This window comes from Leucobacter japonicus, from assembly GCF_001273855.1.
GTDB classification, from domain to species: domain Bacteria; phylum Actinomycetota; class Actinomycetes; order Actinomycetales; family Microbacteriaceae; genus Leucobacter; species Leucobacter japonicus.
The window spans coordinates 89348-100450 of sequence record NZ_JHBX01000109.1; the positions used below are offsets into that span (position 1 = coordinate 89348).

The 11103-nt window shown below is 69.0% G+C and carries 9 protein-coding genes and 1 tRNA gene; 6 read left to right on the forward strand and 4 right to left on the reverse strand.

Translation table 11 applies throughout. The annotated features are described in order from the left end of the window. Positions 1-3 precede the first annotated feature (3 nt). From AMS67_RS11840 to AMS67_RS11850, 3 genes are all read right to left on the reverse strand, one after another. Entirely contained in the window at positions 4-339 is a 336-nt protein-coding gene (locus AMS67_RS11840) for a GntR family transcriptional regulator (protein ID WP_053387576.1), read from the reverse strand. Beyond that, complete coding sequence (locus tag AMS67_RS11845; protein WP_053387577.1) at positions 336-1406, reverse strand: hypothetical protein; 1071 nt, start codon at positions 1404-1406, stop codon at positions 336-338. The genes AMS67_RS11840 and AMS67_RS11845 overlap by 4 nt, the downstream gene beginning before the upstream one ends. Before the next feature lie 192 nt (positions 1407-1598). After that, positions 1599-2402, reverse strand: a complete 804-nt coding sequence (locus AMS67_RS11850; protein WP_053387578.1) for a FadR/GntR family transcriptional regulator — start codon at positions 2400-2402, stop codon at positions 1599-1601. A gap of 172 nt (positions 2403-2574) precedes the next feature. On the opposite strand from AMS67_RS11850, the gene AMS67_RS11855 reads away from it, so the two are divergent. The 5 genes from AMS67_RS11855 (at position 2575) to AMS67_RS11875 (ending at position 10018) form a co-directional block, all read left to right on the forward strand. Further along, positions 2575-3159 carry a YbhB/YbcL family Raf kinase inhibitor-like protein gene (locus AMS67_RS11855; RefSeq protein ID WP_053353745.1) on the forward strand — a complete coding sequence of 195 codons (585 nt, stop codon included), beginning with the start codon at positions 2575-2577 and terminating at the stop codon, positions 3157-3159. 194 nt (positions 3160-3353) lie between these two features. After that, a complete protein-coding gene (locus tag AMS67_RS11860; protein ID WP_053387579.1) occupies positions 3354-4364 on the forward strand; it encodes an ABC transporter substrate-binding protein in 1011 nt (336 codons plus the stop codon). A 45-nt stretch (positions 4365-4409) separates the two neighbouring features. Further along, entirely contained in the window at positions 4410-5426 is a 1017-nt protein-coding gene (locus tag AMS67_RS11865; RefSeq protein WP_053387580.1) for an ABC transporter permease, read from the forward strand. Between the two features lie 4 nt (positions 5427-5430). After that, positions 5431-6222 carry an ABC transporter ATP-binding protein gene (locus tag AMS67_RS11870; RefSeq protein ID WP_053387581.1) on the forward strand — a complete coding sequence of 264 codons (792 nt, stop codon included), beginning with the start codon at positions 5431-5433 and terminating at the stop codon, positions 6220-6222. A gap of 55 nt (positions 6223-6277) precedes the next feature. Continuing rightward, entirely contained in the window at positions 6278-10018 is a 3741-nt protein-coding gene (locus AMS67_RS11875; protein WP_082305494.1) for a proline dehydrogenase family protein, read from the forward strand. Here the strand turns inward: AMS67_RS11875 and AMS67_RS11880 are convergent. Next, on the reverse strand, positions 10015-10482 hold the full coding sequence (locus AMS67_RS11880) for a GNAT family N-acetyltransferase (RefSeq protein WP_053387582.1): 468 nt from the start codon (positions 10480-10482) through the stop codon (positions 10015-10017). The genes AMS67_RS11875 and AMS67_RS11880 overlap by 4 nt on opposite strands. A gap of 118 nt (positions 10483-10600) precedes the next feature. Here AMS67_RS11880 and AMS67_RS11885 point away from each other — a divergent pair. Then, a tRNA-Tyr gene (locus tag AMS67_RS11885) sits at positions 10601-10685 on the forward strand. Positions 10686-11103: the final 418 nt, after the last annotated feature.

Genomic DNA, 11103 nt, shown 5'->3' on the forward strand with positions numbered 1-11103 from the left:
CAGTTACTCGCTCGGCGGCCACACTGCCCGCAGCACGGCGACTGCGTCATCGAAGCTTGTGCTCTCCTGCTGAGCGGACTCGGCGAACGCTCGCGCACGCTCGACGACCGCACCGGCGGCGCGCGAAGCCCCGGGCGCGACGCGCGTGCCCGCAGCGGTGCGGGTGACGGTGAGGCCCTCCTGCTCGAGCGCGCGATACGCCTTCGCGGCGGTCGCCTGAGCGACCCCGAAATCGCGCGCGGTTTGGCGCACGGTCGGCAGGCGTTCGTTATCGCCGAGCTGGCCCGTCTGAATTGCGCCGCGGAAGAGTGCGGCGATCTCCTCGGCCGACCCGGTCACTGGCGTGACCCGGCTTCGCGCAGTGGCATCGTGGTCTGCGAGGCGACACTGGCAGTCGGTGCCGGATCGCCCGGCAGACTCGTGGCTCGGCGTCGACCGGCACGCAACTCTCGCCAGGTGTCGACGGCAAGGCGCATGAGCAGCGCGGCGCCGAGACCCTGTACGAGGTAGCCGCCCCGGTGCAAGATGCCCGCGAAGTCTTGGTAGCGGGATCCGATCATCACGTCTACCGCACCGTTCGCGTCGGGTTCGCCGAGCATGACGAAGCGATCTCCGTTGAAGCCGATGAATGCCCACACCGCGCCGAGCGTGAGGAGTATGCCGCCGAGTGTGATCAACGTCACGATGCGTGCGGTCGCGGCGCGATCTTGCCGCACCTCCGCGGCGGTGACCCGGGCGAAGACCGGACGGTTCGCGTCGCCGCTCAGCGCCAGTACGAGCGCGGACCCGCTCAGCGCGAGCGCGATGAGTGTGAGTGCGTGGTTGGGCCACCCGGCGCCCCACACGTATCCGAAGCCGTGCTGCAGTTCCATGTAGGCCGGTGGCCCGTGCACCGTCGGTCCGATGCCGTAGGTGTCGCCGTCTTCCGGGAGCGAGACCCCGATTGCGGTCTGCCAGGTGGCGGTGAGCAGCAGCAGTGCTGCGGTGATGCCCGTCGTCCACAGCAGCGGAGACGGCGCGAACGACCACCAGCGGCGGCGCGGCGCAATCGCCCGTTCGCCGGGGGCCGGGAGCGGCTCGCGGCGCAGCATCAGGGCGAAGATCACGAGTGCCAGTGCGACCGCGAGGAGCGGGGCCGGTCTTAGCCACCAACCGCCCCACCCCGTGATCGGGTTCGCTGCCGAGACGTAGCTCGAGGCGGTGCCGACGGCCAGCACCGCCGCAGCTCCGGCGATGCCGATGGTGCCGAGCGTGGCCCGGCGCCGCCCCTCAGGCAATGCGACGATGCTGCGGCGTCGCACCCACGAGAGGCCGAAGAACAGCAGGCCGAGCGTCGAGGCGGCTTCAATCGGAAAGACTTCGCGCACGGGCAGCAGCACGGATCGAATCCAGAAGACGATGTCCATACAGCTCCATTCGTCGGGCGGCGTGGTGCCGCGAGCACTTCTTGTGCTGCGAAGTTATCACAACTTGTACTGCGCATGTAGTGCAAGTTGGACGCGATCCGGCACATCGAAAAGCGCCGCAGCAGTGCCGACAGGCATGAACGACACAGCCCCCGCCGCGCGAATGCGACAGGGGCTGCTCAGGCGAAGCGGTTACACCCGCTCGCGATCCTCTGCCTGCGCCTGCGTGTAATCTTGCGCGAGCTGCGCCTCGTCGATGCGCTGCTGCTGCTCGGGCGAGCGTACGAGCGGCGGCACGACCTCGTGCTGGTCGTTGACGATGACGACATCGTGGTCGACGTGGTTGACCATTGCGTGCACGGCGTCGATGAAGTCTTGGCGGCGGATCGCGTCGAGCACGCGCGCGTGGTCGCGCTCCATCTCGGCACCTGTTGCGACGTTGGCCAGGCGGCCGCGGTGCTCAGGGGTGCGCAGGCGGTCGTTGATGCCGGCGTACAGCGACGCGAGCAGACGGTTCTTCGCGGCGTCGAAGACGAGGCGGTGGAAGCGGCTGTCAAAGGCGGTGTCGACGTCGCCCGCGAACCCGAGCACGGGGCAGCGCGTGCAGCCGACCTCTTCGAGCGCGGCCTGCTCGAGCGCGGCGACGTCTTCGTCGGTGCGGTGGAGCGCGGCCTGCTGCGCGGCTTCGATTTCAAGGGCGCGGCGGTAGCTCAGGATCTCCTCGAGCGTGAAGTCGCTCAAGAATTCGTTCAGCAGCGTGCTCGTCGGGGCAGCCGAACGCACGAACGTGCCGCGGCCCGGCAGCGTCTCGAGCATGCCGATGCTGGCCAGTGAGCGCACGGCCTCGCGCACGGTCGAGCGGCCGACACCGGTCTGCTCGGCGAGCTCGGGCTCGATGGGGATGCGACCGCCGACCGGCCACTCTCCGGTGGTGATCTTGCGGCGCAGGTAAGCGAGCGTCGCGCGTGCTCGATCTGACCCAGTGGTCGCTGCCATAGCCGCTCCGATTCGTCGGGCGCGAAGTGCGCCGGTGCTGAGGTGCCAGTATATCCGGGCGAGATGAGCGTTTCCGGGTCGTGACCATTGGTTTCGCCCGCCGCGCGCCCTAGGCTGTGAGGCGTTGCACGGCGCTGTCCGAGCGCGTGCTCCGAGACGACGAGGGAGCGCCATGACGCAGGGGAACGCAGTGACCGGAACACAGGGCCGCGGAGCCATCAACCCCTATGCGGGCATGCGCGAGGTGCCAGGGTTCACCCTCTCAAGCAGTGATATTCAAGACGGCGAGCCGCTGCCCGCCGAGGTCTACGCCGAGTACGCCGGCGGGTCGAATCGATCGCCGCACCTGCGCTGGTCGGGATTCCCGGAGGGCACCCGCAGTTTTGCCGTGACCTGCTTCGACCCCGATGCGCCGACAGGTTCGGGCTTCTGGCACTGGTCCGTCGCGAATATTCCGGCGAGTGTGACCGAGCTGGCCGCCGGCGCGGGTGCACTGGCCGGAAGCCCGGGCAGTGAGCTGTTGCCCGATGGGGCGCTGACGATGCCGAACGAGATGCGCGAGCCGTCGTTCACGGGCGCGGCCCCGCCCGAGGGCACGGGAGTGCACCACTACTGGTTCGCCGTGCACGCGCTGAGCGTCGATCGCATCGACGTCGATCCGGGTGCGACGCCGGCGGTGATGGGGTTCACGATGCGCGATGCCGTGCTGGCTCGGGCGCTCATCGTGGCGACCGGGGAGTTCGGCGGCGCGGCCTAGCCGCGGCAGCGGCGCGCGCGACCAGCGCATCGCGGGGCCGGATCAACACAACGGCTCCATCACGAACGCCGCCCTCGGTGTGTGCGATCGGCCCCGCACCGTCTAGCATGCTGGAATCGGCGCTTTCTCGCGCCGATTCCTCAGTTCGCCGCGGTGCTGACCCGGCGACGCCCCACTCGAAGGATCCGATACCCATGCGACAGACCTCGTTCCGCCGCCGCGCTCTCGCCGTTGCCGGCCTCACCGCTGTGGCCGCTCTCACGCTGAGCGCTTGCTCTTCCAACGACTCGGGCAGTGGCGATGGCGCCGCGGCCGAGAAGGTGAAGATCGGCATCAGCCAGTTCGTGCAGCACCCCGCGCTCGACTCCGCCACGGAGGGCTTCAAGCAGGCCTTTATCGACGCCGGCTATGTCGAGGGTGACACGGTCGAGTTCGATGAGCAGAACGCGAACGCCGAGCAGGCCACCGCAGTCACCATCGCCCAGGGGTTCGCGAACTCCGACGACGACCTGATTCTCGCCGTAGCTACGCCCGCGGCTCAGGCTGCGGCTCAGGCGATCACCGACAAGCCGGTGCTCTTCACCGCCGTCACCGATGCGGTTTCGGCTGAGCTGGTCGACTCCAACGAGAAGCCGGGCGCCAATGTCACCGGCACCAGCGACCTCGCTCCGCTCGACGAGCAGCTGAAGCTCATCCAGGAGATCGTGCCCGGCGCGAAGAAGGTCGGCATCGTCTACGCCTCGGGTGAGGTGAACTCCGAGGTGCAGGTGAAGGCTGCCGAGGAGGCCGCGAAAGATCTGGATCTGGAGATCGTGACCAAGACGGTCACGACCGCCAACGACATCGCGCAGGCCACCGAGGCGCTCGGCGACGTCGACGCGATCTACGTGCCGACCGACAACCTCGTCGTCTCGGGCATCGCCTCGCTCGTGCAGGTTGCCGAGACGAAGCAGATCCCCGTGATCGGCGCAGAGGCCGGCACGGTCGAGGGCGGCGCTGTGGCGACGCTCGGCATCGACTACACCGACCTCGGCCACCAGACGGGCGAGATGGCCATCAAGATCCTCAAGGATGGTGCGGATCCGGCAGACATGCCCGTCGAGGTCTCGAAGAGCTTCACCTACGTCGTGAACCCGGGCGCCGCTGAGCGCATGGGCGTGGAGATCCCGAAGGATATCCTCGATCAGGCGGAGACCGTCGAGTAAATCGGGCTCCACCCGAACTCTCGACACGAACAGAAAGACCACCGCATGATCGGCGCGCTCGAACTCGGCCTCATCTACGGCGTGATGGCGCTCGGCGTCTACCTGACGTTCCGGGTGCTCAACTTCCCAGACCTCACGGTTGACGGAAGCTTCACCACGGGCGCCGCAGTCGCAGCCGCGCTGATCACGAACGGTCAGAACCCCGTTCTCGCCACCCTCGCCGGTGGCGGGGCGGGGCTCCTGGCCGGCATCATCACCGGCCTGCTGCACACGAAGGGCCGCATCGACGGGCTGCTCTCCGGAATCCTCACGATGATCGCCCTGTGGTCGATCAACCTCCGCATCATGGGAACCGCGAAAGAGGGCACCGCGGTCGCGGCGAACCTGCCGCTGCTGCGTGCAGAAACCGTGTTCACCCCGCTCCGCGAGGCCGATCTGCTCGGCACCTGGGGCGGCGTCGCGATCATCCTCGTGGCCGTGCTGGTGCTCAAGTTCATCGTCGACTGGTTCCTGTCGACGAACCTCGGCCTCGCCATTCAGGCGACGGGCGACAACGGCCCGATGATCCGGAGCTTCGGCGTCAGCACCGACCGCACGAAGATTCTGACTCTCGCGATCTCCAACGGCTTCGTCGGGCTCTGCGGGGCGCTCGTCGCGCAGTACCAGGGCTTCGCCGACATCAGCATGGGCGTCGGCCTCATCCTCGTCGGCCTCGCCTCGGTCATTCTCGGCCAAGCGATCTTCGGTCAGCGCTTCATCTGGCTCGCCAGCCTCGCCGTCGTGCTCGGCGCGGTCATCTATCGCCTCATCATCTTCTTCGCCCTGCAGGCCGGGCTCGACCCGAACGACATGAAGCTCATCACCGCCGTCCTGGTGATCCTCGCGCTGCTCCTGCCGCGCTGGGGCTTCCTGCGCAAGATCCCCGCGCTGCGCCGCAAGAACGGCAGCGTGGTGCTCGAAGACGTAACGTCTGCGGCGTCGGCCGATCCGGCACCGGCTCACCCGGCACCCGCCGCGGCGACCGGCGCAGCCTCGCACTCGAACCCCACCGCCGGAAAGTAGCCGCATGCTCACCATCGACAGCATCGAGAAGACCTTCTTCCCCGGCACCGTCAACGAGCGGCGCGCGCTCGCCGGCCTCAGCCTGCGACTCGACGAAGGCGATTTCGTCACCGTGATCGGCTCTAACGGCGCCGGGAAGTCGACGCTGCTCAACGCCATCTCCGGGCGCTACACCGTCGACTCGGGCAGCATCGAGATCGACGGCAAGCGGGTCAACCGGCTGGGCGAGCATCAGCGGGCGAAGTACATCGGCCGTGTGTTCCAGGATCCGATGGCGGGCACGGCCCCCGACCTCACCATCGAGCAGAACCTCGCCCTCGCAGTGCGTCGCGGCCAGAGTCGCGGGCTCGGGTTCGCCCTCAATCGTCAGCTGCGCGAGCGGTTCCGCACCGAACTGCAGTCGCTCGAACTCGGCCTCGAGCACCGGCTCACGGCCAAGGTCGGCCTGCTCTCGGGCGGCCAGCGCCAGGCGCTGTCGCTGCTCATGGCGGGCTTCACGCACCCGAGCATCCTGCTGCTCGACGAGCACACGGCAGCGCTCGATCCGCAGCGCGCCGCGCTCGTCACCGAACTCACCGATCGCATCGTGGCGCAGGGCAAGCTGACCACGCTCATGGTGACCCACAACATGGAGCAGGCGTTGCGTCTCGGCAACCGCCTCATCATGATGCACGAGGGCAACATCGTTTTCGAGGCGTCGGCAGAAGAGAAGCAGCGGCTGACGGTTGCGGGGCTGCTCGAGGAGTTCGCGAAGATCAAGGGCGCTCAGCTCGACGATCGCGCGCTGCTCGCCTGATCCGCACTCGGCGCGCGCTCCCTGGAATCGCAGGTCACGCCCATACAGTGGGCACATGGCAGGTGAATCCATCGAGACGGTCTCGGTCTGGGATGACGTCGCCGCGCGCACGTCGACGCTCGCGACCGAATGGGTCGCGGCGCTCCGCGGTCGAGAATCCGATGTCGAGGCCGAGGCGCGTGGCGCCGACCACCTGCTCGAGGGTCTCCGCCGCGACCCCGAGAGTTTCGAGTTCACGCGGCGTCTGCTCGAACTCGTGGCGGGCACGGACGACGCCTTCGCCTCGGCGCTCGGTCTCCACGCGATGGCTCGCGAGGTTCCCGAGTCGATGCCGGTGCGCGACCGGTTGGCGGTGCGTGCGGGAGGCGCGACATCGCTGGGTCTGCCCTGGGCGGTGATGCCGGTGGCGCGCAAGTGGCTGCGCGACCGAGTCTCTGGGCTGGTGCTCGCGACGAAGCTGCCGACGGGGGCGGGAGCGGGAGGCGGCAGCGGTCGCCTCGCCGGTCTCGCCGATGGCCTGCGCAAGTATTCCGACGCTGGCCTGAAGCCGGTGATCGAGCCGCTCGGCGACGCGGTGCACGGGCCGGCGGGCGCTGCGGCCGAGGCGGCGCGATTGGCTGCGCTGGCGGCCCATCCGACCGTCGGGCATCTCGTCGTCGACGTCACGCGGATCGCCCCAGGTGGGTCTGACTGGTCATATGACGCGGATGTCGCTCGCGCGGCGGCGGCGCTCGAGCCCGTGCTGCGGGCTGCTGCCGACCACGGCACAACGGTGCACCTGACCGCGCGCACGGTGCGGTGGGCGCGCATGCTTCCGGATATCGCTATTCGCGCCACCGTCGATCCGGCCCTTGACCGGGCCCGCATCGGGGTGCGGCTGCTCGCAGAACTGCCGGAGTCACGCGAGTACTACGGGCGTTTGAGCCGGTGGGCGCAGCGTCGAGTCGCCGATGGTGGTGCTCCCGCCGAGGTGACCATCGGAGTCGGCGGGGTCGCCGGCACCGAGCGTATCGCCTCGATTGCGAGTGGGCTGGCGGTGCCGGTGCTCGAAGATCCGACCGAGGTGACCGCCCAGTTGCTCCGGCTCATCGAACTGGCCCTGCATCCCGGCCGCGCCGCGGTGCTGCGACCGGTGATCGCGAGCGAGGATCTGCTGGCCCTCGCCGGCACCGTCGCGCTGACCGAGCACCTCGGCGCTCGAGGTCTCGCCGCGCTGCAAGTGCGCAGCGGCGTTGCTCCCGGGCTGGCGAGTGCACTGCGTGCGGCAGACATCGAGGTGCGCGTCGCGATTCCGGTGGTCGCCCCCAAGGAGTTCGGCGGTGCCGTTGACCTGCTCGTCGCGGTCGCGGCCGAGGCCGCCGACCCGGAGTCGCCGCTGTCACGATTGGAGGCGCTGATCGCCGCGGAACCCGTCGATGACGAGCCCCCGCTCCCGGAATCGTCGATGTCGGCGGCACTGCGCCGATTCGCGGCTGCGGCAGAGCTGGCCGCCGATCCGGCTCCGTCGTCGCATCGTACGCAGGTGCGGGCGCGCGAGTGGGATCCGAGCGAGCGCGACAGTGCGCTCTTCTACCGGTCTCCCGATGAACCCTCGCGGTTCGACACGGGCGGGCTCACCGCTGCTGTGCTCGGGTTGACCCGCGGTGCCGAGGGGGCCTTCGCCTTGGAAGCGCTGGCGCCGCCGCGCGCGATTCCGGTGGTCTCTGACTCGGGGTTCGCGAATGAGCCGGGCACTGATGCCACGGTCGCAGCGAACCGCGAGTGGGTGCGCGAGCTCCTCACGCACGCCGCAGCTTCTGCACGGCAGGTCGACGATGCGAACGCGACCATTGCGCTCGCTCGAGCCGACCTCGATCCGCAGCACGTCGCCGATGAGGCGCGCTCCCGGGCCGAAGCCTGGTCGGCGCAACCTCACCGCACGCGAGCGTCTCGTCTCCGCCGCGCCGCGCTGGCGATGGTGGCGGCGCGTGATCGTCTCATCCAGGCCCTCGTCGTTGATACTGGTGCGCCGCCGTGGTTGGTCGATGCCGAAGTCGACACACTCATCGACGCGGCGCGCTACAGCGGCCAGTTGGCCGAGGGGCTCGGTGCGGTGCGCGGGGCGACGTTCGTGCCGGATTGCCTCGTGCTCGTCGTCGCCGACGCGGCAACGCCGCTCGCGATCCAGGCGGAATCCGTGTTTGCCGCCCTCGCGGCGGGTAGCGGTGTGCTGTGGTCAGTGCCCGCTGCGCTGGTCGATTCGGCTGCGGCGGTCATCGAGGAGTGCGAAGTCGGAGGGCTCACCCCGGGCGTCGTGCGACTCGAAGCGACCGTCGTCGGGCGCACGGTGGCCGAGCTTGCGGCGCACCCCGGCATCGACCGCGCGGTCGTGCTCGGTGCACGGTCGGATGCACTGGAGCTCGCACGGCGCCGGCCCGACTTGCGAGTGGAAGGGCGCTTCCGGGCACGCGGCACCACGCTGGTCACGCCCTCCGCAGACCTGGACCGTGCGATCGACGACATCGTCGCTTCGGCCTTCGGCGCTCACCCGGGCGACCCGCGGGCGGCTCGAGGCGTCGTGCTGCTCGGCAGCGTCGCGCGATCCCGCAGGTTCCGCGATGGGCTCGCCGATGCGGTGCGCGCGATCACGGTGGTCGATAGCGCGCGTCCGAGTGACGCCGATGCGCTCGACGGCGCGATCGGTCCGCTCATCGCAGCGCCCGATGCAGCAGGGTTGCGGGCGCTCACCGAGCTCGGACGTGGAGAGTCGTGGCTCGTGCAACCGCGCAGGCTGGATGATGCGGGCCGGCTGTGGAGCCCCGGCGTTCGGCTCGGCGTGAGTGCAGCGTCGACCTTCTGGGACGACTCGCGTGCGGTGCCGGTCATCGGCATCGCCACCGCGCATTCCCTTTCGGAGGCGATCGCTGTGCAGAACGCGGAGGGGAGCGGCGGGGTCGCCGCGCTGCAGTCGCACGATGCCGACGAGATCGCCGATTGGCTCGAATCGGTTGAAGCCGCCGCGCTCGCGGTGAATCGACCGACCACCGGTGCGCTGATCGAACGGCACCCCGGTGGCGGGTGGAACGATGCCGGCATGGGGCTGGCGGCGCTCGCGGGAGGCCCGCACCGGTTGGTCGCTCTCGGGGCATGGCGCCCCCGCGAGGGCAGCCGGAGCGAGACCCTGCACCTGCGCGGCCTCGACGCAGAGGTGCAGCTGTTGATCGAGGCGGCGCAGGCCGACCTCGATTACGCAGGGTTCGATGCGCTGCGCCGTGCGGCACTCGCCGATGCCCTGACGTGGCGCACGAGTTTCGGCGTCGACCGCGATGTCGTGGGGCTTGGGGTCGAGCGCAATGTGCTGCGGCACCGGGCGGTACCGACACATATTCGATTGGCGGAGGGCGGAGCGATGGCGCACCTGGTGCGCGTCATCGCTGCTGCGTTGCTGGTGCAGGCCCCGGTGACGATCTCGACCGGAGAGGTGCTGCCCGCCGGAGTCGCGGCGTTCTTAGAGCGTCGTGACATCGAGGTGTCGCTCGAGCGCGATGACGACTGGGTCGAGCGACTCGCGGTCACCGGGCCGGTGGGGGCGAACGGCGAGATTGCGCTGCGCGTGCGTCTCATCGACGGAGATCGTGTGCGCGCGGCCGAGTGGTTGGGCGGGCAGGATCGCGTGGCGATCTGGGGCGAGCCCGTGACGATGGCGGGGCCCGTCGAACTCCTGACGCTGCTGCGCGAGCAGGCCGTCTCGGTGCGTGCGCATCGCCACGGGTTGGCAGTGCCAGTGCCCGGCCTCGACGCCGAGCTCGACGACTAGCGAGTGGTCAGCCGCATCGGGGTGTGCGGAATCCCGTCTTCAAGGTATTCGGGCCCGTCAGCGCTGAAGCCGAATCGGCCGTACCAATCGGTGAGGTGCGACTGCGCATGCAGCACGACGGGGTGCTCACCGCAGGTGGCGATTGCCGCCTCCATGAGCGCCGCGGCGATGCCGCGACCGCGCCAGTCGGGGTCGGTGACGACGCGCCCGATGCTGCGCAGGCCGGGCTCGTGCGCCTCCTCGGAGAGAATGCGCACGGTCGCGGCGACGGTGCCGGCGGCGTCGGAGGCCCACACCTGCTGCGTCTCGGGTTCGAGGTCACGGCCGTCGAGGTCGAGGTAGACGCAGTCTTGCTCGACGACGAAGACGCGCTGACGCAGCGCAGCGATTCGGTAGAACGTGGTGGAGTCGATGCGATTCACGTGGGCGGAGTGGAGCGCGAGTTCAGCAGGCAGCGTGGTCATGAATCGATCCTCGCACGGGGCTGATGCGCGGTGGCAGAGCAACGAAGCAGACGTCCGATTTCCATTTCGCCCGGGGAAGACGGTAATGTTGCTTCCTGGTTGCGCACGCGCAACCGACGGCGGGTTACCCGAGCGGCCAAAGGGGGCTGACTGTAAATCAGCTGGCACTGCCTACGGGGGTTCGAATCCCTCACCCGCCACCAGCCAGGCCCCGGCCTCGTGTGAGACATCACCGAGACCGGGGCCTTTTTGGTATTTCCAGGGCCCGTATCCGCGCGGCTTACGTACCTGCTGCACGCGCCTGCATCTGGGCCACGCTCGCCTTGCGGATCAGAATTCGCGTGAATATGCGGGACACGCCCGGGATGGGGTGCGCAATTGCCCTCACGGGGTCGATCCGCGTAATGTATTCCCTTGTCAGCGAGACGGAAAACGACGCGAAAGCGGCGGGATCGGATCGCAAATCGGCTCTGAAAGTCACGATGAGCAAGGCTTGCAAAAGTCATGCTGCAGCGTGTAAAGTAAGAGACTCGATCTCACCGCAAGGTGGACGCCCTGAGGGTGGTCCAGCTGGAGTGTGTTTCACTCCCAGCGGTTGATGACAGGTTGCTGTTCGGAGCT